This is a genomic window from Alteromonas sp. BZK5 (genome assembly GCF_014349115.1).
Lineage (GTDB): Bacteria > Pseudomonadota > Gammaproteobacteria > Enterobacterales > Alteromonadaceae > Alteromonas > Alteromonas macleodii.
On record NZ_JACSOE010000006.1, the window covers coordinates 59,812 to 85,240 of the forward strand.

21 protein-coding genes, 1 tRNA gene and 1 pseudogene are annotated in these 25,429 nt (G+C 45.3%); 9 read left to right on the plus strand and 14 right to left on the minus strand.

The annotated features are described in order from the left end of the window. The first annotated feature begins 530 nt into the window (after positions 1-530). The 4 genes and pseudogenes from BIZ39_RS03225 (at position 531) to BIZ39_RS03240 (ending at position 3,940) form a co-directional block, all read left to right on the plus strand. Positions 531-1,549, plus strand: a pseudogene (locus BIZ39_RS03225) (replication endonuclease). A gap of 222 nt (positions 1,550-1,771) precedes the next feature. Then, positions 1,772-3,058 (plus strand): hypothetical protein, encoded by a 1,287-nt coding sequence (locus BIZ39_RS03230; protein WP_187446335.1) that lies wholly within the window; start codon positions 1,772-1,774, stop codon positions 3,056-3,058. 1 nt (position 3,059) lies between these two features. Further along, a complete protein-coding gene (locus BIZ39_RS03235; RefSeq protein WP_187446336.1) occupies positions 3,060-3,209 on the plus strand; it encodes a hypothetical protein in 150 nt (49 codons plus the stop codon). A gap of 482 nt (positions 3,210-3,691) precedes the next feature. Then, entirely contained in the window at positions 3,692-3,940 is a 249-nt protein-coding gene (locus BIZ39_RS03240; RefSeq protein WP_014947779.1) for a DUF2960 family protein, read from the plus strand. A 135-nt stretch (positions 3,941-4,075) separates the two neighbouring features. Here the strand turns inward: BIZ39_RS03240 and BIZ39_RS03245 are convergent, their stop codons facing one another. From BIZ39_RS03245 to BIZ39_RS03260, 4 genes are all read right to left on the minus strand, one after another. Then, positions 4,076-4,705 carry a hypothetical protein gene (locus BIZ39_RS03245; RefSeq protein ID WP_187446337.1) on the minus strand — a complete coding sequence of 210 codons (630 nt, stop codon included), beginning with the start codon at positions 4,703-4,705 and terminating at the stop codon, positions 4,076-4,078. Positions 4,706-4,854: 149 nt separating this feature from the next. Further along, positions 4,855-6,624 (minus strand): BCCT family transporter, encoded by a 1,770-nt coding sequence (locus BIZ39_RS03250; RefSeq protein WP_014947777.1) that lies wholly within the window; start codon positions 6,622-6,624, stop codon positions 4,855-4,857. A 103-nt stretch (positions 6,625-6,727) separates the two neighbouring features. Further along, complete coding sequence (nhaC, locus tag BIZ39_RS03255; RefSeq protein ID WP_187446338.1) at positions 6,728-8,140, minus strand: Na+/H+ antiporter NhaC; 1,413 nt, start codon at positions 8,138-8,140, stop codon at positions 6,728-6,730. A 192-nt stretch (positions 8,141-8,332) separates the two neighbouring features. Then, a tRNA-Arg gene (locus BIZ39_RS03260) sits at positions 8,333-8,409 on the minus strand. Positions 8,410-8,673: 264 nt separating this feature from the next. Here BIZ39_RS03260 and BIZ39_RS03265 point away from each other — a divergent pair. Together BIZ39_RS03265 and BIZ39_RS03270 are read left to right on the plus strand one after the other, a co-directional pair. Then, on the plus strand, positions 8,674-9,081 hold the full coding sequence (locus BIZ39_RS03265) for a c-type cytochrome (protein ID WP_014947775.1): 408 nt from the start codon (positions 8,674-8,676) through the stop codon (positions 9,079-9,081). 103 nt (positions 9,082-9,184) lie between these two features. Further along, entirely contained in the window at positions 9,185-11,785 is a 2,601-nt protein-coding gene (locus BIZ39_RS03270; RefSeq protein ID WP_187446339.1) for an EAL domain-containing protein, read from the plus strand. Between the two features lie 45 nt (positions 11,786-11,830). On the opposite strand, the gene rep is transcribed toward BIZ39_RS03270, so the two are convergent. Beyond that, on the minus strand, positions 11,831-13,846 hold the full coding sequence (rep, locus tag BIZ39_RS03275; RefSeq protein WP_039226949.1) for a DNA helicase Rep: 2,016 nt from the start codon (positions 13,844-13,846) through the stop codon (positions 11,831-11,833). Positions 13,847-13,958: 112 nt separating this feature from the next. Between rep and ubiK the strand changes: the two genes are divergently transcribed. After that, a complete protein-coding gene (gene ubiK, locus BIZ39_RS03280; protein WP_014975278.1) occupies positions 13,959-14,210 on the plus strand; it encodes a ubiquinone biosynthesis accessory factor UbiK in 252 nt (83 codons plus the stop codon). 101 nt (positions 14,211-14,311) lie between these two features. On the opposite strand, the gene ubiA is transcribed toward ubiK, so the two are convergent. After that, positions 14,312-15,169, minus strand: coding sequence for a 4-hydroxybenzoate octaprenyltransferase (gene ubiA, locus BIZ39_RS03285; RefSeq protein ID WP_168463202.1), 858 nt, complete (start codon positions 15,167-15,169; stop codon positions 14,312-14,314). Beyond that, entirely contained in the window at positions 15,166-15,735 is a 570-nt protein-coding gene (locus BIZ39_RS03290; RefSeq protein ID WP_014975276.1) for a chorismate--pyruvate lyase family protein, read from the minus strand. The genes ubiA and BIZ39_RS03290 overlap by 4 nt, the downstream gene beginning before the upstream one ends. A 148-nt stretch (positions 15,736-15,883) precedes the next feature. Between BIZ39_RS03290 and BIZ39_RS03295 the strand changes: the two genes are divergently transcribed. Continuing rightward, positions 15,884-16,297: a flagellar basal body-associated protein FliL gene (locus tag BIZ39_RS03295; RefSeq protein ID WP_014947769.1), complete on the plus strand. Its 414-nt coding sequence runs from the start codon at positions 15,884-15,886 to the stop codon at positions 16,295-16,297. A 55-nt stretch (positions 16,298-16,352) separates the two neighbouring features. On the opposite strand, the gene glpG is transcribed toward BIZ39_RS03295, so the two are convergent. The 7 genes from glpG to BIZ39_RS03330 form a co-directional block, all read right to left on the minus strand. Further along, complete coding sequence (glpG, locus tag BIZ39_RS03300) at positions 16,353-17,216, minus strand: rhomboid family intramembrane serine protease GlpG (protein ID WP_168463201.1); 864 nt, start codon at positions 17,214-17,216, stop codon at positions 16,353-16,355. A gap of 140 nt (positions 17,217-17,356) precedes the next feature. Next, positions 17,357-17,668, minus strand: a complete 312-nt coding sequence (gene glpE / locus BIZ39_RS03305) for a thiosulfate sulfurtransferase GlpE (protein ID WP_014947767.1) — start codon at positions 17,666-17,668, stop codon at positions 17,357-17,359. Continuing rightward, the gene (gene tdh, locus BIZ39_RS03310; RefSeq protein WP_014947766.1) at positions 17,668-18,693 is read right to left on the minus strand and encodes an L-threonine 3-dehydrogenase; all 1,026 of its coding nucleotides are present in this window, start codon (positions 18,691-18,693) and stop codon (positions 17,668-17,670) included. Before tdh ends, glpE begins: the two co-directional genes overlap by 1 nt. After that, complete coding sequence (locus BIZ39_RS03315) at positions 18,690-19,886, minus strand: glycine C-acetyltransferase (RefSeq protein ID WP_014977894.1); 1,197 nt, start codon at positions 19,884-19,886, stop codon at positions 18,690-18,692. The genes tdh and BIZ39_RS03315 overlap by 4 nt, the downstream gene beginning before the upstream one ends. Before the next feature lie 163 nt (positions 19,887-20,049). Beyond that, the gene (locus tag BIZ39_RS03320) at positions 20,050-22,494 is read right to left on the minus strand and encodes an EAL domain-containing protein (protein WP_014977893.1); all 2,445 of its coding nucleotides are present in this window, start codon (positions 22,492-22,494) and stop codon (positions 20,050-20,052) included. A 9-nt stretch (positions 22,495-22,503) separates the two neighbouring features. Next, positions 22,504-23,679 carry a hypothetical protein gene (locus BIZ39_RS03325; RefSeq protein WP_014977892.1) on the minus strand — a complete coding sequence of 392 codons (1,176 nt, stop codon included), beginning with the start codon at positions 23,677-23,679 and terminating at the stop codon, positions 22,504-22,506. After that, positions 23,676-24,149, minus strand: coding sequence for a hypothetical protein (locus tag BIZ39_RS03330; RefSeq protein ID WP_014977891.1), 474 nt, complete (start codon positions 24,147-24,149; stop codon positions 23,676-23,678). Before BIZ39_RS03330 ends, BIZ39_RS03325 begins: the two co-directional genes overlap by 4 nt. Before the next feature lie 479 nt (positions 24,150-24,628). Here BIZ39_RS03330 and BIZ39_RS03335 point away from each other — a divergent pair, with 479 nt between their 5' ends. Beyond that, positions 24,629-25,360, plus strand: a complete 732-nt coding sequence (locus tag BIZ39_RS03335) for a 3-deoxy-D-manno-octulosonic acid kinase (protein WP_187446340.1) — start codon at positions 24,629-24,631, stop codon at positions 25,358-25,360. Positions 25,361-25,429 lie beyond the last annotated feature (69 nt).

Sequence of the window (25,429 nt, forward strand, 5' to 3'; positions counted from 1 at the left end):
TCGACTTCAGATTACTGAACGCGGTTTGAGTCGACACGAAGATGTGGAGGCTCAGCATGCTCCTGTTTAAAGAATCGGAACTGTCTAGAACCTTAGATTTGATGGGCGATTTTTATCGCTCTCTGGATATTGATGACAGAGTATTCGTTAAGGGGCTTATTTCACATTTCCCGACCGAAGTTCAACGTATTCTGGCGGATAGATATCAATCATTTGATAAGCCTTATAATGCTAACTCCTATCTACGAGATATCACCGTCAGGCTTAACGCCCTGTTACCCGCAAAACTAATTCCCTATTTTAACGCAGGGGAAAACGAACTGCGCGAACTAGCAAAAGACAATGCTCGCCGTTGTAAGCGTTTTGAACTTAACCATATCAGGCAACAAAACAAGTTAACTAAAAAGCCAGTAAATCTAGTTAACGGGATTCAGCTTCCGTTAACGGAGTCTGCGCGGTTCGTTAACGGATTCGGTATTTCTGTACCTGTGGAATCAAATTCCGTTACGTTAACGGGTGTGCTTCGTCGTATGCAGAACGAATACTGGTGGTTACGACAACTACGAAAGATTATCAGCTGTAAACGGCAAACCGTTTTTATTCACTTAGGGCAATTGAATAGCCGGAAAGGTAAATACTGTAGTGACTACACCGTACAGTTTCGCCTGATTCAAAAAGAAGAACAGCGACGAATGCTGGAAAACTTGGTTATCGTTAAGGAACTGAACGAGTCGTTTTCGTTAGCCGAATTATCAGATAAAAATGTCTCAAATCCCGTTAACAGGAAAAACGAGTTAATGACCCGTATGTCTGGCTTTGAGAGACTTTTTAAAGAAGCAGGTCACAAAGCGATATTCGTTACCATTACCTGCCCTTCTCGCTTCCTTAATACCTATGCCAAGTCCGGCGATCCTAACCCTAAATGGGATGGTTCAACGCCGCGTGATGCTCAGGACTACTAAACAACATCTGGCGTCGTATACGGGCTGAATTAAACCGCCGTAGTATTCAGCAGTGTGGTTTTCGAATTGCTGAACCTCAGCACGATGGAACACCCCACTGGCACATGATTTTATTCGTCGAAGCCTTCTACTTTGACACCTTTAAAAAGGTAATACGAGATTACGCCTTACAAGAAGATGGTGACGAAGCGGGAGCACAGGATAACCGGTGCGATTTTAAAGATATCGACTATAGCCGTGGTAGCGCCACTGGCTATGTAGCGAAGTACGTCAGCAAGAACGTGAACGGTGAACAGCTAGATAGTGATGTAGATGGTGGTAACGCCATAGACGCAGCTAAACGAGTAGAAGCTTGGGCGAGTTGTTGGGGCATTCGTCAGTTTCAACAAATTGGGACAGGTTCAGTGACAGTATGGCATGAACTTCGCCGCTTGAGGGATCTCACAGGCGCTTCAGAGTCATTTGACGCCATATACGAAGCTGCCGACAGTGGTGACTGGGCTAAGTTTGTAGAGCTAATGGGCGGCGTATTTTGCAAACGCGACGAACAGCCAATCAGACCGCTTTATCAGGAGAAGGTTAACTAAGAAACCGGTGAAATAAAGCAAAGTTACTTCGACGGGGTAATCACCCTCGCATTAAAAGGTGTACAACATGCAGATAGAGAAATCATCACCCGCGTTCACGAATGGCGCATTGAACACCAGGCCAAAAGAGCCGCTTGACGGCTCTTCTGCTTTTACTTGGAGTTCTGTAAATAAGTGTACTGTTCTGATATTCTTTATTTTTTCTAAGGAAGGGAGAGGATCATGACTGCAGAAATTGCGGTTATAAATAAATCAGCAGTTGCACTTGCAGCAGACTCAGCAGTGACTATCACTAATCCAAATGGAAAGACAAAAATCTACAATGGCGCTGAAAAACTATTCGCACTAACTAAGTATCACCCAGTTGGTATAATGGTTTTCGGCTCAGGGACACTTTGTAGAGTTCCTTGGGAAGTTGTCATAAAGGAATATCGTAAAACTTTAGGTGAAAGATGCTTTGCAACTCTCGACGAATACACAGAAGATTTTTTCCAATTCTTGGAGCAAGCAGACAAACTAATCCCATATGACTTAAGAGATTTATTTCTAGAAAATCACTGGCTAGGAATTTATCTAGATATCTGGGAACAAGTTTCTCAGAAAGTTGAAGAATTAGTGAAAGAAGAAGGCGCAGAGGATTTGGAAGAAAAAACCATGCAAATTCTTTCTGAGCTATGCACAGAATTTTCCGACATCCTAGACAGGCAGCACTTTTTAACTGATTTTTCACAGGACGATGTAGAGGCCTTATCTAAGGAAAGCGTAAAATTCGTTGAAGGTAAACTAGCAGAAGCATCGTTTGAATTGACAGAGCCTTTAAAGGCCAATTTAGCAACCGTTCTAGCATTAGCTACTGCCAAGGAAAATCCTTTGGGAGCAAATTCAGGGGTTGTTTTTGCTGGATATGGAGACCAAGAATACTTCCCATCAATTCTCACATTTGACCTTAAAGGCTTTTGGGGAAAGAAACTTAGAAGAGTCCCCGATTTAGATAAAAGTTGCGGCGGGGGGAGCAGTGGAATTGAAGCATATGCTCAGGACGAGGAAGCTCTAACGTTCATGAGGGGAGTAAGCCCTGAAATAGAACGATGTTATTCTCAGGCTTTTTTCGATTCTTTTGATAGTGTACTGCGCAAAGCAATGGAACTAATTGAACAAAATACGGACAAAGATTGTGTAGATGTAAAAAAAGCACTTGAAGAACATGCTTTAGAAAGGTGGCAGGCGGCTCAGAGAGCTATGAGTGGCGTCATTCAGAAAGATTACGTTGACCGTGTTGTCAATATGGTCGAGTTTTTGCCGAAAGATGAGCTTGCTTACATGGCAGAGTCATTAGTTAACATGACAGCTTTCAAGCGGAAAGTGACTAATGATAGTGAAACTGTTGGCGGACCTATAGATGTTGCTGTAATATCAAAAGGTGATGGTTTTGTTTGGATTAAAAGGAAGCACTATTTCGATGGGGGTCTGAACAACCACTATTTCGAAAAATTCTCTAAGGGGTCGTGATATGTCAGGAAACAAACTTAAAAGTGAATTAGTGCTCAACCAATGGCGAGCAAAGTTTCTTCCTAAAGAATTGAAAAAAGATAAACAAAATAAGAGCATAGAGAGAATGCTCAAGACTTCAAATGTAAATGAAGTACGATTTACTATCTAAGCATTCTATAGAATTTTGCGAGGGAGCTTCTGTTGAGAGCTCCCTTTTTTGTATCTGAAGTTCGAGTGACAGAAAAACACTAAATTCTGCTACACATTTGCTACATATTTCAAAAAGGGTATTTTTAGAGGCATAGAATCGGGCTACAGCCCTTTAAAAATGGCACACCCGAGAGGATTCGAACCTCTGACCTTTGCCTCAGGAGTGCAAAACCATTGAACAGCTTTTCAGGGGTTGCGCCTCAATCGCCCTATCAAGGCTTTCATCATTGTCGAAATAAAGCTGGCTCAGCCGGCTTTTCTTTATTTGGTATGTCGCACTGGCAAGGCTAGCGCTTCTTTAAAGCTACTAAATTCTTCATCGGACACCTCACGCTACGGTTTTGCCACCCGCTTTTTTTAACACGTTAATTATTAGCGCTAATTGAGTTTATAATAGCGGTTAAACAGTTTTTGAATTACATCGACCAACTTGAGTAGAACATGGCCCATAAAGTACGTTATAAGTTCAAAGGTGTGGCAAAAGAGATAAACTTTTCTTACAGCCGCCATCAAAATATGCATGAAGCCGTGGCCGAAGCTGAGGGTATAGACCTTTCCCAGTTCCTGCAAACTGAACAGCAACTTGCCGCTATCAGTAAAGACAAAAAAACCGTAAGAAACTTCAGAGATACCGAATTTGCAAAAATGGGGTTTTCTGATTTGTACTTTTTAAAAAACGGGCAAGAATGATGGTTGTGCCCTTTCAACACATACTAGACCTTGAACTACGTTGCTTTTGGGGATTAACGGCCAAACCTTAAAAAATGGTGTGCCCGATAGGGTTTGAACCTCTGACTCCGGAGCGCAAAACCACCAATTAAATTTTTATGGGTTACCTTCAACCACCCCATGAAAAGCCTCAATCGCCCTATCAAAGCTTTCGTCATTATCGAAATAAAGCTGACTTAGTCGGCTTTTCTTTATTTTGTAGGTAGCGCTGGCAAAGGCTAGTGCTTCTCTAAAGCTGCTAAACTCTTCATTGAATACAGTGAATACCTCGCGCTGAGGTTTTGCGACCCGCGTTATGCTGCCGTTTACTTCATAATCGAACCCTGCAAATTCAAGGCGGGAAAGGGTTTCTTTGCCTAATCGTATGCCGCCTTTTAGGCTTATTTGAAATGCCGCGTCCATTTCTTCAATTTCTTCCATGCTCCAGTGGTTAAATACCCGAATGGCCTTTTTGTACTTTTCCGCCAACCGCTTTTTTAACACGGTTATTCTGGGTTCTAGCGTGGCGTTGTTTTCATTTTTTAAAAGATCAGTGCATTCGTTGCATGCAGGCACGGAAATAAAGTCGGCCTGTAGATGTCCGTCTTGCCAGTTGTGAATGAATTTTATGGGTGGAATGAAGTCTTGCCGTGCAGCTTCGCAGCCGCAGTAAATGCAGCGATTAAAATCAGCCGAATGTACCGCGTTTAGTGGCTGATAGAATTTCTGATAATTCTTAACTGACATTCTGCTACATACGTAAAGTTGAAAGGGTGCAAACGGCGATTACAGTACCACAGTCGCTTTTTTAGGGTACGCTAATTGTGCTCAGCTAATACAAACGCCTACAAACGCCGCCTGTGTGCGGCGTTTGTTTCATTCAGTTACGATAAAAGCTACAACCGCGACGGTCTACTGTGCGGGTCGCCCTCAACGTGGCCTTTTGGCGGTCTTTGTTTAGGCTTTGCAGCAATAGGTGTTTCGCCATCACTCTCTTCGCCTTCTTCATCAATATCCCATGTGCCTTCTTCGCTCCACGGGTCGTCGTCGGGAAATTCCCCTATATTGATTTCTTTTACCGAGTAGTCGGGCTGGTAACGCATGTCGTAATTGGCCGCCCGCACTATGGCAATACATAACATTAAGGCCACAGCTAATAGCGGAACGCCCCCTATTATCGACGCCGTTTGAAGCGTTTCTAACCCACCAACAAACATAAGCACTATCGGCATAAACGATAGCGCGAATGCCCAGAACAAACGATTCCAGCGCAATGGCTCTTCGTCTACTTCTTTTTGCACTACAGCTGCCAGAATGTAAGAAATGGAGTCGAAGGTAGTTGCGGTAAAGATTAGCGCTAACAAGGTGAATACAAAAATGACTATGTAGTCCAATGGCAGCGTGTGTAGCATGGCGAAAATCGCGGCCGTAGGGCTTTCTTGGTTAAGAATACTCACCACATCTAGTTCACCCGAAAGTTGCAAATACAAGCCATAATTCCCCATTACCATGAAGAATAAAAAGCAGCCCATGGTGCCGAAGAACATGGAGCCCGCTACCATAGTACGAATAGTCCGGCCCCTTGAAATACGCGCGATAAAAAGCCCTACGCTTGGTGCAAACACCAGCCACCATGCCCAGTAGAATATGGTCCAGTCTTGAGGAAAATGCGTGTTTTGAAAGCCATTAAATTCAGCGAAAGGCTCTAGCCAGGTAGCCATTTTAATAATGTTGCTAAGTACTCGGCCCAAAGCATCTAGGCCGGTATTGGCCATAAACAACGTAGGTCCCACAACAAATATAAATAGTAGCAATCCTATGGCCAGCCAAAAATTAATGTCTGACAGCAGCTTAATACCCTTCTTTAAGCCTACATACGCGCTGTAACCAAAGATAGCAGTACAGGTTACTAGCACCAGAACTTGGGTGGTAAGCGATTTAGGTACGCCGAATAGTTCGTGCACCCCTTCGTTGATCATAGGCGCAGCCAAACCTAACGTGGTCGCCCCGCCGCCTAACATTCCGAAGATAAAGCTGATGTCGATAATTTTACCCAGCCAGCCGTGAGCCATTTTCTCGCCAATTACTGGCATAAGGGCTTCAGATATTTTAAGTACGCTGTGATTGCGCACATAGTAGAAGTACGCAATAGGTACGGCGGGAATGAGGTAAATTGCCCAGGCAAGCGGCCCCCAGTGAAAGATACCGTAGGCTGCAGCCCATTTTGCGGCTTCGGGAGTTTCACCTTCTATGTGAAACGGTGGCGCTTGGTAGTAGTACACCCATTCAATCATAGACCAATACAAAATAGACGCACCAATGCCTGCACAAAACAGCATGGCAGCCCATGATACTGGCGAGAACTCGGGTTTTTCTTCCGGGTCGCCTAGTTTTATTTGTCCAATGTCGCTGAACATGATGTAAACCATGAACCCACCAGCGCCAACACCAAGCAAGAGATATAAAACACCAAGTTTACTGGTTACGAAGTCTTTTGCGGCTGCCACCCACTGTGCGCCTTGGTCCGGCCAAATAATTAGGGGAATGGTGACAGAGAGAAGAAGAATTAGAGAGCCAAAAAAAGTGGGCTTGTCGATTACGCTAAACGCGCCTTCCTGTTTAATAATGGCCTTGGAGGAGGCCGCATCTCGGGTATTACTACTCATACACGATCCTTTGTTTTGTTTTTATAGATGCCTTATACGTTTGGCTTTAAACGGGCGATCTTAAAAAACAGTTTATCAGAATTGTGTTAGCTATTGGGCTGCTTCAAATCGATGTGCGTTTATTCATTCGTGCTTTGGTTGTTAGCATGCCCATGCCCAATGCGGCCATAGATACCGCAATAACGCCGTTTAGATAGTTGAAGAACGCATAGGGCACGTAATCGAGCACGTTAACGCCCAGGGTGGCAGAGTAAAACGCACCCGCCGTTGTCCACGGAATAAGGCCTGTGGTCATAGTGGCACCTTCTTCTACCGACCGAGATAGCACAGCGGGGTCAAGGTTTTGCTGTTCATATTTCGGTTTAAACAGCTGGCAATTCAAAATGATAGAGGTATAGGCCTCGCCCATGGCCACATTGCCTAGAAAACCAGACGCAATGGTCACAGCAATTAGGGTTGCTGTGCGTTTTACCCGTTCAATAATGCCTGTCAGTAACGCAGCTAGAAAGCCTGCACCGTGCAGTATGCCACCCAATGCGATTACCATTAAGGCGAGGAGCAACGTCCAGCTCATACTGCTGATGCCGCCTCGTCCTAGTAAGGCATCTAAATTTGCGATACCCGTATTTTGAGGGGTGTTTTCCCACAATGCGTTAAGCACGCTAATGGTATTGGTGTCTTGGTAGAAAATAGCAATGATAACGGCAAGCAGAATACTGCACGACATGGTTACTTCAGCCGGCACTTTCTTGATGCTCATTACCGTAAGCAACACCAGCGGTAACAGTGTTATATAGGGTGCAAGGTTATAGTGACTGGCGAGTGCTGCTTTTATTTCAATTATTTCGTCAACATTTAAGCTTTGGTTTGCGTAGCTAAAGCCAATTACCAAGAAAATTACTAAAGTTAGAAGAAAGCTAGGCAGTGTAGTTAGCAGCATGGCGTACATATGCCGATACAGGTTGGTACCCGCGCTCATGGATGCGAGATTGGTGGTATCAGACACCGGGGACATTTTATCGCCAAACGTCGCACCACATACCACCATGCCTGCCACAATGGGGAGTGGTATGTTCATGGCAGCGCCAATACCCATCAGCACTACACCCATAGTGCCCACCGTACCCCATGATGTGCCTGTGGCTACCGACATTACCGCACACAAAATCAATCCCACCACAAGGAAGATACTGGGGTTTAGCCAACTTAAACCGTAAAAAATTAGCGTTGAGATAGTGCCGCTTTGCATAAAGCTGGCGATAACCATACCAATGAGAATAAAAATATAGATTGCAGGCATGGCCCGGGTTAATGCGCTGGTCATTAAATCGCGGATTTGCAGGTACTTGTAACCCAAACTAAAGGCATTGATACCAGTCCATAGCAAACACAGAAATAGTAATACATGCAGGCTAATGCCCAGGCCAAATAATCCGCCTGCTATCAGTGCGACAATAACACCAAAACAAAGTAGTGACTGAGTAAAACTTGGGCGTTGAATAGACTGAGGCGACATTATTGGCACGTTGATACGCTTTAAAATGAACTAGTGAAAAACAGTATAACGACTTTGCTATGCGTTGGAATGACTTTGATGTTGCATTGGATTCGACGTTAGAGTTGCAGCCGCGTCTAAGGTAGGCGTGCTCGATTCTGATATAGAAAGGCTGAAGGAGATTATTCCTTCATAGGTCACTAGAAAAGGAAATGGCCCGCCCTAGAGGATTCGAACCTCTGGCCTCGGCCTCCGGAGGGCCGCGCTCTATCCAGCTGAGCTAAGGGCGGATCGTGCTTCGGTTGTAATAACCGTGTACGTTCGCAAAGGAAAAATACGCAGTTAAATGTACGCTGCAGACGGGGCGTAATAATACTTACGCGGTGGGTTAGCTTCAACTCATTTATTAAAATCTCTTTAGGTGGCTTGGAACAAGTGTTAAAAATCCTTACTTTTTATGGGTAATTGGCTTCAAATAGTTGTTCAACCCCAATTAACCGTTATAATCTGGCCAGTTATATTTTAAACAAATTCATCATTGCCTGGAGACAGATGTGAAATTAAAGACTTGGTTAACTGTTGCTGCTACTGCGCTAACTGTTTTTGCAGCACAAGCACAAGAAATGAGTAACGATGAAATTGCCGATCGCATTAAGCCGGTAGGTCAGGTACACGTTGCAGGCGCAGCGGCTGAAGGAAGTGCTGGCGCAGCTGGCGGTGCAAAGTCTGGTGAAGACGTTTACAACTCTGCATGTGTTGCATGTCACTCAGCAGGCGTTTTAGGAGCTCCTAAAGTTCACGTTGCAGCAGACTGGCAACCACGTCTAGACGAGCGCGGTCTTGATGGCGTATGGCAAAACGCATTGAACGGTATTAACGCTATGCCTCCTCGTGGTACATGCGGTAACTGTTCTGATGACGAAATTAAAGCTGCAATCGAGTATATGATTGAAGGTATCTAATACCCGCTAAATCGTAACAACTTGATGGAAAAAGTAGCGTTTTACCCTCTGATCGGGTAATTTAACTCTTTGGGGAAACGTTACTTTTTTACTGGCGAGCGGAATGTCACAAGATTCGACGCAACATGAGTTGACGGAAGAAGAACTGCGCGAACTTATACCGCAGCTTCAGCAACTCACTGACAAGTACAAGCGCGCTGAACGTGTTCAGAAGGCGCTTTTCGACATTTCTGAACTTGCTAGTTCTGTAAGTCACCTTAACCGTCTTTACTCCGCTATTCATGAAATCATTGCCGATTTTATGAATGCCGATAACTTCTTTGTCGCCTTTTACGAACCCGACAGTAACGTTGTCGATTTCGCTTACTTCATTGACGAATTCGACGAACAAACTGTTCGCCAGTTCCCCGCTGAATCGTTAATGGACGGCATGACCGGTTACATACTCAAAACCGGCAATCACCTATTTTACAAACGTGACGACGAAGAAAACTTTGCCTCTCAGCATAATATAAAGCTAGTTGGCTCGCAGCCGTTTGAGCTGCTGGGCGTGCCCCTTAAACGAGGAAGCCAAGTCATAGGTGCCATGGTAGTGCAAACTTATGATGAAGGTGTGCACTATACGCAAGAAGATTTAGAAGTACTGCTGTTCGTTTCTCAACACATTGTTACCACGGTTGATAGAGTAAAAAACCGTGAGCTCACTGAACGCACCATCCGCGAACGCACCCGCCAACTGCGAAAAATTAACGACGACCTTCAAGAAGAAATATTAGAGCGCCAAAAAGTAGAGTCGCTACAGCAGGCTTTATTCGAGATATCTGAGCTGGCCGCTAACCTTGAAGGCGATATGGATGTGTTTTACTCCAGTCTGCACGAAATTTTAGCCAGGCTAATTAGCGCACCTAACTGTTACATTGCCATTCTTGACAAGGAAAAAGAGCTACTCGCATTCCCGTATTTTAGTGACGCACAAGAAAAGAACATAAGTTCAAGGCCTTTGGGGCTTGGTCTAACTGAATTCGTATTGCGAACGGGGCAAGCTGAGCTGGTTAACCCGCCCAGAGTATTGGAGCTTGCAGAGTCTGGCGATTTGGATGTGTCGGTTGCGCAAACTATGCTAAACAGTGCGAACTCGTGGTTAGGTTCGCCGCTTGTTGTAGATGGAGAAATTGCAGGTGTTATTGCCGTACAAACATACGGTAAACACGCTAAATACAATTCTCGCGACCAAGAGCTTTTGCGCTTTGTATCGCACCATATTGCGGTAGCCATTGAGCGTAAGCGCAATACCGAGTCGATGCAGCGCTATAACGTTGAGCTAGAAGAGCGTGTTAAAGAACGCACAGCTGAGCTAAACCGCGCTAATAAATTCTTAAAGCAACAGATTGAAGAGCGTAAAGAGATTGAGCTTAAGCTTATTCACGATGCGCATCACGACTCGTTAACTGATTTGCCTAACCGTGCCATGTTCACTAGCCGCTTAGAGCTGGCTATTGCCAGTAAGCAGCGTTACAGCGAAAACATGTTTGCGGTGCTGTTTATCGACCTAGACCGCTTCAAGGTTATTAACGATACCCTAGGTCATCACGCCGGCGATGAGTTCTTAATTGAAGTAGCCAGACGTATCGCGCTATGTATTCGTGGTCACGACCTGCTAGCGCGCTTAGGCGGTGATGAGTTTGTTGTATTGCTTGATAACTTTGAAGATGAAGCAGACGTAAAAGAAGTGGCTAGCCGTATAATTTCATCTATTTCCGAGCCGTTCTTGCTTGATGGTCGGGAGATGTATTCAGGTGCAAGTATTGGTATTGCGCACTTAGAAACCTACTATCGCGCCGCTGATGAAGTGCTTCGTGATGCCGATGCCGCCATGTATCAAGCGAAAACGCTAGGCCGCGGACGCTTTGTTATGTTTGACAAGAGCATGCGCAACAGGCTTATTGAAGAGCTTGAGCTTGAAAATGAATTCAGACGTGCACTGCGTGAAGAAGAATTCGATTATTTCCTACAGCCCGTTATAAAGCTTAATGACGACAGCACGCTGTATAAAGAGATGTATATTCGCTGGTCGCACCCTGCCTACGGCAAGATTGCAAGAGAGCAGTTTAGACAAGTGGCAGAACATAGTGGCCTTACGCTAGATTTAGACTTGTTCCAGCTGACCAAAGCATGCGAGCTGTTAAACCATTATAAAAACACCGACGACCCGATAAATAAAATAGCAGTTAACGTTTCAATTAATCATTTACTACAGGCTTCTATGATAAACCAGATGATTAATGTGATTGAAACATCAGGTATTACGCCTAGCCAGCTGGTATTTGAGTTTGATGAAAACGACTTAAATCGCCGCTCTCAGTTCATTCTTCCAGCTATTAAGAAGTTAAAACGTGCGGGCGTAACTTTGGTGCTGGATAACTTTGGAAGCGGATTAGCTTCATTGAGTTATTTGTTTGCCTACCCTTTCGACTTCATCAAAATTGATCATCGCTTTGTTAAGTCACTGCCTCGCTCTCAACGAAACTTAAAGCTTATTCAGTCTGTCATGCTTATTTCAGAACATTTGAAGTTTCAGGTTATTGCTGAAGGCGTAGACTCACAGGCGCAGCTAGATGCGCTTAACGAAATTGAATGCATTTATGGCCAAGGCAAAGTATTGAAGCACGCAAAAGTGCTGGATATGACATCGCTAGCAAGCTGATAGTTAGTACTTACTTGCCAGCGTAACCTCGCCTCAATTAGCAGACTACTTTTTCCCTAGAATATCTCGTAGGTTAGCAATTCCCACCTGTGCCTTTTGCTGGCGCTCTTCTTTTGTCGCCTTCGGTTTCTGATTTTCCCACTGTACATCGTCTGGCGGCAGTTCGAATAAAAAGCGGCTTGGCTCTGGGTTAATCACTTCACCAAACTGTCGACGCTCTTTAGCAAGGCTGAATATAAGCTCGCGCTGGGCGCGAGTAATTCCCACATAAGCAAGTCGGCGCTCTTCTTCTACGTTGTCTTCGTCAATGCTGCTTTGGTGCGGCAATAAGCCTTCTTCCATGCCCACTAAGAATACAATGGGGAATTCCAAACCTTTTGAAGCGTGCAGCGTCATTAACTGAACTTGATCCCCTTCCCCGTCGTCTTCGCCGCGCTCCATCATGTCGCGTAATATCAGACGGTTCACCACTTCGGTTAAGGTCATGGGTTGGTCTAGGTCATTGCCTTCCAGCATATCGTTAACCCAGCCGAATAAGGTACTTACGTTGGCCATGGCCATTTCGGCGGCTTTGGGGCTGGCGCTGGTTTCATATAGCCATTCTTCGTAGCCCATCGTGCGGATCATGGTGCGAACCGCGTCAGCGGTGTTGCCCCGTTCCGCATTGTCCGATAGCTCTACTACCCAACGGGCAAAGGTAGAAACCGAATGAAAGGCTTTATCGGGCAGCACGCTATTTAAGTTAGGGTGCGTCGCCGCTTCGAACATAGACACGCCCAAGCTATTTGCAAAGTTACCCAGTTTTTCCAGCGTAGCGCGGCCTATACCGCGCCCTGGCGTGTTAATAATGCGAAGCAAAGCGTTATCGTCGTCTTGGTTCACCAACAACCTTAAATACGCCATGATGTCTTTCACTTCAGCACGACCAAAGAACGACATACCGCCGCTGATTTTGTACGGAATGCGGTTACTCATTAACAGCTTTTCAAAAATACGACTTTGGTGATTCCCGCGATACAAAATGGCGTAGTCTTTAAACTGGGTGCGGTTCATGAACTTGTGCGCCAGCAGTTCTGCCACCACGCGCTCACCTTCATGCTCTTCGTTCTTCGCCTCTATCACTTTTAGCGGCTCGCCGTACTGCAGCTCTGAGAACAGGGTTTTATCGAACAAATGCGGATTGTTCTGAATAAGAATATTCGCGCAATGCAGAATACGGCCTGACGAGCGGTAATTTTGCTGTAGCTTAATGACGTTTAAGCGCGGAAAGTCTTGCTGTAACAGGTGCAAATTCTGCGGCTTAGCGCCACGCCATGAATAGATAGACTGGTCATCGTCGCCCACTACGGTAAAGCGCGCACGCTCACCTACTAATAGCTTTACCAACTCGTACTGACTGGTATTGGTATCTTGGTACTCATCCACCAGCAAGTAGCGAATCTTGCTCTGCCATTTGGCTCTTATTGCTTCGCTACTTTTTAAAAGCAATGTAGGTAATAAAATTAGGTCGTCGAAGTCTAGCGCGTTATATGCCTTAAGGTTGTCTTGGTAACGCTTGTAGGCTTCTGCAAACTCTCTCTCGCCCGTGCTGGTTGCTGATTTTAATAAAGCATCAGGTAAGATAAGATCGTTTTTCCAGTTCGAGATGCAGCTTTGTAAGAGCTGAAGCTGATCTTTATCGCCATCGAGGGTGTCGGACGTCAAATCGTTAAGCAACGCGAACGAGTCTTTATCGTCGAATAACGAGAAACCTGGCTTTAAGCCAAGATCTTTCACATGCGCTTTAATAATGGTTAAGCCCATAGTGTGGAAGGTCGACACTTTTAGCCCGCGCGCCTCCGGCTTGCCCAAGGTCTGCGCTACACGTTCTTTCATTTCACGTGCTGCTTTGTTGGTAAAGGTTACCGCTGCAATGTAGCGAGCTGGCATATCGCAGTTTCTAACTAAATGAGCAATCTTATTGGTAATTACGCGCGTTTTACCACTACCCGCCCCAGCCAGCACCAAACATGGGCCAGACACAAAGGTTACGGCAGACTCTTGAGCTTCATTTAGTTTCATTTAATACCTAGAACAACGTACATTTTTGGCGCGACACAGTTTTCATTGCATGTCGTGTCGATACCGATAGAATAGCTTTCATAATTTGAGCTGCGCATTATAAGGGAATTCCATGTTGGATCCGAAGAAACTCGAAGATTTAGCGAAACAAATTGCTGATGCCGTTCCACCTGGCGTTAAAAACATGGCTGAAGAAGCCGAAGGTCGAGTAAAGGCGGTATTGCAGTCGCAGCTGTCTAAGCTTGATTTAGTGACTCGCGAAGAGTTCGATATTCAAAGCCAAGTGCTTATTCGCACTCGTGAAAAGCTAGACGCTATGGAAAGCCGCATTGCTGAGCTTGAAGCGAAGTTAGCGGAAAAGTAGGCGTTCAAAGCTTACAGAAACTCAAAAAGCGCCTTTATGGCGCTTTTTTTGTGGCTGAATACCATAGACAATGGTTTGTATTGGGCTAGTTACTTTTACTGTTACACCAAATAAAAATGCAGTGCCGTTCCTAGCGTGATGGCTAAACCAATATAGTGATTTTCAATAAACGCGGTGAAGCAGCCTTCACGCTGGCGGCGTTTAATAAGCTGATACTGGCGCACGCATAGCAGAGCCGAAAACAGCACGGCTAAGTAGTAAGGCCAAGTTGCGTTAATAGCACAGCCTATACACCACAAAATGGCAAGGGCAGCGGCCTGTAGCAGCATGACTATGAGCACGTCGTTTTTGTCGAACAATATGGCCGTAGACTTGATGCCTATTTGTAGGTCGTCATCGCGGTCTACCATGGCGTACATGGTGTCGTAAGCTACCGTCCATAATAAGTTAGCAATAAACAACCACCAGCCGTAAGCTGGAACTGTTTCTATCACAGCCATAAATGCCATAGGAATGGCCCAACCGAACGCGGCACCCAATACCACCTGCGGTAAATTGGTGTAACGCTTCATGAAGGGGTAGCTTGCTGCCAAGAGTAAGGCTACCACTGACAACGCAATGGTTTGCCAGTTAAGGAATAACACTAAGACAAATGCTAAAGCGATAAGCGCTGCAAAAAGTTGTAGTGCTTGTTTGGCCGATACTTCTCCGGTTGCAAGAGGACGCTGGGCAGTGCGCTTTACGCTACCGTCTACTTTTCTGTCTGCATAATCGTTAATCACACATCCGGCTGAACGCATGACAACTACGCCAGCCACAAAAATGAGCGTAATGCCTAAAGGCGGTAAACCTTGTGCAGCCATAAGAAGCGCCCACAGCGTAGGCCACAGCAGCAAGTAAATACCTACAGGTTTATCAAGGCGCATAAGTCGCGCATAGGCGTTCCAATTGTGCTTCATAATTGCTTTTCGCTTTCCTTTTCGTTTTTAGCAGAGCGGCTATAGGCCGGTGAGGACGGAAGAAATACCTCTGCTACTATCATGCTGTAGTTGCCTAACGTAAACAACGAGCGCCGGCCCCACAAGGTTTGATTGCTGTTAATACCAAATTGCGAAGCTGGCACTGTACACAGTTGAAACTCTGAGCGTGTAAAGCGCTTATCGTTAAACAAACGTTTTCCTAAAGGCTCTCGACCAAGATCTGAAAGCTCGCTGTCAACAAAGGCTTGAGGGATGATAGAACGTGCAAACACCCACGGCTTATGATCGCCACATAGGAGAATTTCTCGCGCTTGATAATGGGTTTCACCGTTGTCGAGTAACAACGACAGTTCATTGTCGTGAGGAATCTGCTCGTGCTGGCCAATAAGCTCTAGAGAAAAGTGGTTGCTTAAAGACTGTACTCGCTCGGTTAACGACCCAGTGTCTAACAGCCAGTTTTTTAGCTGTGCATTTGGAATTGTGATGCCAGAAGGTGCTTGCCAGTCAACCGCCAAACCCACTGGAAAAGTGGCATTAAAACTCACACGAAAAGCCCGAATAATGAATCTGTTAGTATGATAACACGTCATGTTCAATTATTTTCATTCGGTTAAACTTTTGCAGTAGTGTGTTTAATCAGAGTTTTGCTACACTACCAAGTGAATTTATTACTTTGGTGTTTCGGACTTCACTATGCTTAAGTCTTTAGTTTTACGCGTATTTGCGGTTAGTTTTTTCGTTCTTGGTTGTAACACAGCAGTGGCGCAAGACAAGGCCAACTATGCTTATTTGGGCTTAGAGCCAGAGATTGTTACCAACTACATTAGCGATAGCGCACAAAAGCTAGGCTATGTACGCGTGTCAGTTGAATTGATGATCCACGATGTTAATCAGCTTGAAATTGCTGAACACCATATGCCGTTACTTCGCTCTACTGCCATTGAAATATTCGGCCAGCAACCGGCAGAGAAGGTTAAGTCACTAACTGGTCGTGAAGACATTCGCCGCGCTATTCTTAAAGCGTTGCAAGAGCACATGAAGCAAGAGACAGGCGGCGAAGTGGTGAAGAACGTTATCTTCACCAAATACTTATACCAAGGCGGTTAAAAGTAGATAACGGGCTAAAAGGCTAACGTACGCCTTTTAGCTACATAAAACGCCACTAGCGTTTACCCGACCCAAGACTTAAGGCCCCGGCGAGCAAACATCCAGAAATAAGCCCGGCTGTATGTGCAGCATTCGCCATGTTTACCCACAAAATATCGGCATAACCTAGTACCAACCACACCAACATAAAGCCTACAATTGAATTTGGCAGCGACAAGCCCCAACTTGGTCGCAACCAGCCTAGCCACCACACAAAGCCCATTACGGCATACACCACACCAGACAAGCCGCCAAACAAGAACAGGTTGCCTTGCACAGGGTCACTAAACAGCGCTTGTGCGGCGTTCGAAATAGTGGCCGACACTAAGAACACAATAAGCAGCATGCTCATGCCAAGGGTGCGTTCAATTTTAGCTCCCAACATGCCCCACCACAGTAGGTTAAATATAATGTGCAGCGCCGAAAAATGAATGAACGCAGGGCCTAGTAATCGCCACCATTCGTGATTTTGCGACAAAATGGAAAATGGCTGCATCAATAAATGCTGTGCGATAGGGGCAAACAGTCCAAACAACGACAGTAAATAAACCGCAACACACAGAATAAATACCACCGAGGTAAAAGGCGCTTTCACGGCATCGGCAATGATATTACCCACGGAAAAGCCATTACCCGAAGGCGCCAGCCGTACGTTCTTGCCATTATCCCATGCTGCTTGCTGGTACTTCGGATCGGTAGGGTTTGCCAAAAAGCCATCTGCAATAACTTTTGCGCGGTCGAGATGGTCGTGATTATCTAATACCACCACGAACTCTTTATCGTGCTGTACTACAGCGGCCTGAATGTGCTGACTGGTTAAATAATTGGCGAGAAGATGTGCAGGACTTTGCTGATTGAACGCAATTAAAGGATGAGCCATAAGCTAGTTGTTACCCCGAAGCAGAAGAATATGAATGCGATATGACATATACCAAGGGCGCGGTATATAACCTCTTTATACTGAAATACTGCAGTAGCTGCAAAAAATAAAGGTGCACATTGTGCACCTTTATCAAATCGCTATGCCGTGACTACCGGATTTGCCAGTCGCCATGCTTCGAAGCCACCGTCCATACTATAAACGGTTTCAAAGCCTTGCTGTGCAATCACTTGGGCCGCCTGCTGGCTGCTTACGCCGTGGTAGCACACTACAACCACTGGGATATCTTTGGGCGTTTGGTCGATAAACGCTGCAAAGTTGTCGTTGTTCAGCTGCGCTGCGTTAGGCATGTGTCCATTAGCAAACGATTGAGGATCGCGAATATCCACAATGGTTACGTCACCTTGAAAGTTTGCAACGTCGTTTACGCTAATGTGTGAGAATGTTGTCATTATTGCCAATCCAGAATAACTTTACCTGAGTGTCCAGACCCCATGGTATCAAACCCTTTCTGAAAGTCATCAATAGAAAAGGTGTGTGTGATGATAGGCGATAGATCTAAGCCGCTCTGCAGCAAGCTCGCCATTTTGTACCATGTCTCGAACATTTCACGGCCGTAGATACCTTTTATCACCAAGCCTTTGAAAATAACCTGGTTCCAATCGATGGCAACATCTTGTGGAGGTATTCCCAGCATGGCAATTTTGCCGCCATGGTTCATCTTGTTCAGCATGTCTCTGAAAGCCACCGGCACACCAGACATTTCCAGACCCACATCGAAGCCTTCTGTCATACCAAGTTCGTTCATTACGTCTTTCAAGTCTTCCTTGCTTACGTCAACGGCACGGGTTGCACCCATTTTTTTAGCAAGCTCAAGACGGTAAGGATTAATGTCGGTAACCACGACATGACGAGCACCTACATGCTTTGCAACTGCAGCAGCCATAATACCTATTGGGCCGGCACCTGTTATTAGCACGTCTTCACCCACCAAGTCGAAACTTAGTGCAGTGTGAACAGCGTTGCCAAACGGGTCAAAGATAGACGCAAGGTCGTCGCTAATGTTGTCTGGAATTTTAAACGCGTTAAATGCAGGAATAACCAAGTATTCAGCAAAAGCGCCCGGGCGGTTTACGCCTACGCCTTCAGTGTTGCGACACAAATGTACACGGCCTGCACGACAGTTACGGCAATGGCCACAGGTAATATGGCCTTCGCCCGAAACACGGTCGCCAACCTTAAACCCTTTCACTTCTTGGCCCATACCAACGACTTCACCCACATACTCGTGGCCTACAACCATAGGTACCGGAATGGTTTTCTGTGACCATTCGTCCCAGTTGTAAATGTGCATGTCGGTGCCGCAAATAGCGGTTTTGCGAATTTTAATCAGTAGGTCATTGTGTCCTACTTCAGGCTCTGGCGTGTCTTGTAGCCAAATGCCTTTTTCTGCTTTCGCTTTAACTAGCGACTTCATGAAATTACTCCCAATTCACGGCCAACTTCAATAAATGCATCTACCGCTTTATCAACATGTTCAAGGCTATGACCTGCTGACATTTGCGTACGAATGCGAGCCTGACCTTTCGGCACAACAGGGTAAGAGAAACCGATAACATAAATGCCTTTCTCAAGCATCTTGTCTGCCATTTCGCTAGCTAAACGGGCATCGCCTAGCATAACAGGAATAATAGCGTGATCTTTACCAGCTAATGTGAAGCCCGCCTCTTCCATACGCGTACGGAAATGATTGGCGTTGCGCCATAGATTAGCGCGAAGCTCGTCACCTTCTTTCATCATTTCAAACACTTTAAGCGATGCTGAAACGATAGGTGGCGCAACCGAGTTGGAGAAAAGATAAGGACGCGAGCGTTGACGCAACCACTCTACGACTTCTTTTTTACCCGAGGTGTAACCGCCAGACGCGCCGCCCAGTGCTTTACCTAGAGTACCGGTGATGATGTCTACACGACCCATAACGCCACAATACTCATGGCTGCCTTTGCCGTTTTCGCCAAGGAAGCCCGTTGCGTGACAATCGTCTACCATTACCATGGCGTCATACTTGTCGGCCAGGTCGCAAATAGAGGCTAAATCGGCAATCACGCCGTCCATTGAAAACACACCGTCAGTGGCAATAATTTTGAAACGTGCGCCATCGGCATCAGCTTGCTTCAACTGCTCTTCTAATGCTGCCATATCGTTATTGGCGTAGCGATAACGCTTAGCTTTACACAGGCGCACACCGTCAATGATACTGGCGTGGTTTAACGCATCAGAAATAATGGCATCTTCAGGGCCTAATAGCGTTTCAAATAAACCGCCGTTCGCGTCGAAGCACGATGGGTACAAAATGGTGTCTTCTGTACCGAGGAAGTCGCTGATAGAGGCTTCCAGTTGCTTGTGAATGTCTTGTGTACCGCAAATGAATCGTACAGATGCTACACCAAAACCATGGCTATCCAGGCCTTTCTTTGCTGCTTCAATCAAGCTTTCATTGTTTGCAAGACCAAGGTAGTTGTTGGCACAAAAATTAATAACGTGCTCGCCGTTAGCAACACCAATATCCGCTTGTTGTTGCGACGTGATAACACGCTCTTTTTTGTACAAACCATCTTCTTTCGTGGCTTCAATTTGCGATTGCAAATGAGAAATAAATGCCGCAGACATGCCATTCTCCGAGTGTAGGTATATTAAAACTGTTAGTTTAATGAAAGCGCGTTAAAGGGTACACACCCGTGCGCTGTATTTAATGGGTTTGTCGACTAAGTTTGTAAATTATTCAGCACACTACATTGATGGAGCGTGCGCCTTTTGAAACAGTCAAGCAGCCCTAGGCGGATTCTTTCCAAAAACCAAACTCTACTTTTTCGCTTAATACGTCCCAAATGTTAACCTCGGGAATAGGTCTGCTGATAAGGTAGCCTTGACCTAGGTTGCAGTCGAAATGACACAGCAACTCGTACTGTTCACTGGTTTCAATTCCTTCTGCCACCACTTGCATTCCCATGTTGCGCACCATAGAAATCGTAGAGTGAACAATATTTCTATCATCAGCACTGCTGGCGATATTTGCCACAAACGAGCGATCTATTTTGATGTAGTCGGCGGGTAACGATTTAAGATAACTCAAAGACGAATAGCCCGTGCCGAAATCGTCGATAGCCAGCATGCACCCCATGTCGCGAATATTTTGCATGATGGTGGTTGCACGCTTGATGTCTGATACCAATACCGTTTCGGTTAACTCTAAGCAAACTTGGTCGGGCGCTATGTCATTTTTGATAATTTGCTGCTGCAAGAATTCAGGCAAACTCGGGTCTAAGAACTGACCCGCTGACAAATTAATCGCCATCTTCACGTCGGGGTAGCCGCTATTTTTAAGCTCTCTAATTAAATAAGTTGAGCGCGTAATTACCCAGTAATCAAGCTCAAGCATGAATGACGTGTTTTCTAGAAGCGGTATGAAATCTGCCGGGGAAATATTACCCTTTTTAGGGTGATGCCAACGCAATAGCGCTTCAAAGCCCACCAGCCTTCCCGTGTGCATCTCAATTTGGGGCTGAAGCGCTAAGCTAAACTGATTGTCTCTGAGGGCTTCACGCGCCTCTGACTCCAGCTCAACCTTCTGCATTACTTTAAGGTTCATGGTGGCGTCATACACGCGATACTCCGCCCCTTTTTTGGCTTTGGCTTCGTACATCGCAATATCCGCATGCCTTAGCAGTTCTACTGGCGTGGCGCGAGAGTGGTTGGTGATAGCAATACCGATACTGATGGAAACGTAAAAGGTTACGCCATCTACAATGATTGGCTCTTTAAACTCTTCTATCAGCTTTTTGGCTACCGTATCTACGTGCTTTTTGCTTTCGATATTTGAAAGTAAAATAACAAACTCATCACCGCCAAATCGAGATGCAATATCCGACTCTCTAATCGGCTTGGAAATACGCATAGCAGCAGCTTTTAAGAGTTTATCGCCGACGTCATGACCGTGACTGTCGTTAACCTTTTTAAAGTCATCAAGGTCCATGAACATCAGTGCCACTAACCTATCGTCGCGAATTGAACTAGCTAGCTGCTTTTCTATTTGAAACGTCAGCATATTACGGTTGGGAAGTCCGGTTAACACATCGAACATCGCCATTTTTTCAAGCTTCGCTGTGTTAATAGCCATTTGTCCGTCAAAGCTTTCTAGCTGGCGCGCCAGATTATTTGCCGCGTCTTCAACAACGTCCAATTCATCTGTGAATTTGAAAATAGGCGACTTCCTTCGTTTAGCTGCAATGGTGTAAAACTCGCTAAACTTGTGTTCGGCCAGCATAGGCAAACGTTCGCTTACATCTAACAAGCGTATTCTGTATTGATTTAGGAAAAGGTAAAGCAGCGAAGAGAAGATAAAAAATAGCGCAACAGCGCTAGAAATAACTATATACTGGTATTGTTCGTTTTGACGCACCATGGCCGACACGTCTTGCACAATAAGCAAGTAAGGATGATCACCTGATGCGTGATTAAAAGGCAATAAACTAACCAGCAACTGCTGATTTTCCAGCGCAACGTTCATGCCTCTAATAACTAAATCGTCAATTCGCCAATTATCGGGTAACGCATCAAATAGAGATTGTAAGTACTGTCGATTAGCCGCAGACACTTGGCTTGCCACCCTTAATTCTGACAGCTCAGATGAGGTTTCTTTGTGCTGGACAACAGCAACTTTGTGCACATCGGTAGCGCGACTAAACAGGTATAGCAGTTCTCTCATCGACGTGGACACAACGATGACGGGCAGTGTTTCACCGTTTGCCATGATTGGAATTGAAATGTAGTGCGTGCATACCGAGTCACAGTACAATAGTGAGCGGCTTTCAAACGACACCCGAGTGGTATTCACTAACTTTTCAATGGTTTTATTTACTGGCTGTAGCGGGTTACCAACAACACCGTGTTCGTCAAACAAATACAGCGATTCAACTTGAAAGTTAAGAGTCAGGTATTCACTAAGACCGCTAAGCGTTTGTTGTAGCGATTCAAGGCTATCTGCGTTGCCTCCACTCTTATGGCTGATGATATCAATAAGCGTGATCATTCTGCCGTGCAGAATGTCTTCAAAAAGCTGAACCCGTCGTTGATTACTGACCTGGTTTTCCCGTTGCTGGAGCAGAATTCGAGCGTCAGACTCCTGAATAAGAACCGTTGATATAACTACAGCCACAGTTAATACCATAGCCAACAAAATTGTGATGGTTTTAGTGGTGAAAGATACCTGAACCTTCATCTAATGCCCTTAAAACCAATACATCAATTGCACTGACCACATTTCCCAATGCTTATCGGCATGAGACGCTACATCTAAGTTCAGTAAGCTCACTACCCTTGTCGCACCTTCAACCCAATGATACTCACCTTGAAGTCGCCACTTCGGTGCAATGTCCCAACGCAACCCTAGGGTATATGTATCTTGGTAGCCAAAGTAGGCGGGGATCTCGCCGCCGGTCATCGCCTCTAACTGCTTTCCATCTCGATCTGATTTGTCGTTAATGTATGTGTCGTAGCCAATAAGACCACTTATATTGTTATTAAACAAATACCTAAACTGAACAAAACCGCCCTCGCCCGTGCGTTTAAAGGCAAAACCAGGGAAGAATAGCCCTTTATTATCCTGAACTTCCCTAACTAGCTCCGCTGACACTTCCCAGCTTGCTGCAAAGTATTGCGCAGACAGCATAATACGCTCTATATCTGCATTACCTGCAACACGGTTTTCATCCTGAGAAGGTGTGTACCTGAAATCAGAACTCAACCAGCTGGCACCTAATTTCCATGTCATGGTAGCCGGTTGCCAGAATACGCTGGCTTGATGAACAAAGTCTTGCTTAATGTCGCCTTTTGCTTCATCTCCGAGTAAAAAATCTCGCTGGGAGTCGTTAATATTAGAGCGACCGTAACTCCAGTTTAATTCCCAGATGTTCTGAGTACCATAGTGTGAGAAACTGGTTTGGATACCGTTGCTTCCCAAAGCAACGTCGCGAAACCCGTCAAAGTACACAGACTGGGGAAGAACAGACGTGTAACGTGTTTGTGGCACATCTCTGGTCACTGAATACAGCCAGTGGCGATTTTTGAAGCGACCAATGTGGACTTGCCCTTGCCACTTACCGGGCAAGTCAGGCAATTTCCAGTCAATAAACAAATAATCTAAACGAGCGCCCTGCTCAAAACGATTCCCGCCGTCTAAATAATTAATTTGCCCGGCAACAGAGATGTTTTCCGCTATTCGATAGTAACCATTTAGCCCAACTTCGGTGAGCTCACCTGTTGTTGCGTTATCGTCAGTTATAAAGTTACTTCCATTTGACTGAGTAACACCTTGAGAGACATAACCGTGCCACGAAAAATCTCCCTGTGAAGCAAGGACAGGCATGCTTATCATTCCAAACGCGAGAGCGATGTATTTATTCATTCTGTTCCTACCTCTACGCGTCTTAATTTCACAATTTCGGTATGTTCAACATAGCCGATAGCGCCTGTGGTACTTTCTAACGCCTCTATCAACGCCTGGTAAGACGTGACCCTAACGGGTGTAACGCCCTGCCCAGAATAGGTAATTTGATCCCATAAGCGAGATAATTGATAAGGGAACATCTGAAGTACTTCACGACAAAACTGCTTGTGGAGCTCATCGTTATCTTGCAATACAAATACCGTGATTTTAGTACCATCGCTCCAATATTGACGATGGCCGGTAAATATCTGACGAAGCTCAGAGCGGTTTAGCTCTGAAACCATGACACTCTCATTAACCATGACGTTTAGTTCTGCTGCGTGTGCCGCAGGCATGCCTGAAAACAGTGCAATATTCAGTAATAGCACCAGTCTAAATTGAGTATAAGCAAGAACAGTGGATAGCCATCGCAAAGCGGGCTTTTTCATTCAGTAACGACTCCCTGTTATTTCAAAGGAACACTTCGCAACGCTAAGTGTAGATAATAGTTGATAGTTTTACCTTACAATTAAGTAAATTAAGCGACAATTAGCTTGTGATGGTGCCCTGGTCTATCAACAGTATTTTTTCCTATTGTTCGTATCTTTTAGCATGCGCTATGTGAAGCCTATTTGCTCGAGTATTACCTTTTCGCGCCAAATAAATGCTTATTTTTCAGATAGAACTCTCCGGGCCGCCGCAATTTAACATGCTCATTCCAAAATGATGAATATGGTCAACGATACTCGCGTATGAGCATAACGACTTAGGTTTTTATACTTAAGACGTTGAATTAGATTCACTATTTCAACGAATAATCTTAGTACGTAAAAACTATGAGCGCGTAAGCAGACTTTTTTACCTCTGAAACGCGGTCGTTGCTGAAAAACCAAAATAAATCATTAGAATAAAGAATTTACCATAAGTTGTGGGCGACATGGCGACAATACGACGAGACATAGGTGCTGGGCACCACTTTATTTTCGACGACACTTTAGTCAGTCACCCCAATGCGGAGATGTTTACCCCCGACTTTTGGCAGCTTCAAGACAAAATAACAGGTCAAGCCAAGGGACGTGGTACAACCATTTTCATTGAGCATGAGGGTCAGCGCTGGGTTTTACGTCATTTCAAACGTGGTGGCTTGGTGGGCAAAGTGCTGAGCGATCAATATCTGTTTATTGGTGTTGAGCGATCTCGCCCGTTTGAAGAGTTCAGGCTGCTCGAATATATGCGAACACAAGGTCTTCTTGTGCCTATTCCGGTTGCGGCGCGTATACACCGCCGAGGCCTGATTTACCGCGGCGATTTAATTACTTTAAGTATTCCAAATAGCAAAGATTTACACCACGCACTGTGCGATAAACCACTGGATAAAGATGAGTGGTATGAGGTTGGCCGAGCGCTGGCAGCTATGCACAATTGTCAGGTGTACCATCATGATGCCAACGTTCGAAACATCATGATTGATAGCGATAAGCAAATATGGCTTATCGATTTCGATCGCTGCGAGCAGCGTCAAGGTAACAGCTGGAAACAGGGTAATTTAGACCGGCTGCTGCGCTCTTTACATAAAGAGAAAGCGAAGAACCCTGTCTTTCACTGGCAAGAGAGCGACTGGTCAGCGTGTATGAATGGTTACCGCGAGGCAGTGAAGTAATAAAAGCACATGTGGTAAGCGGATTGGTATACGCTAATAATGTGTTACATTAGCCACGTTGAACACATA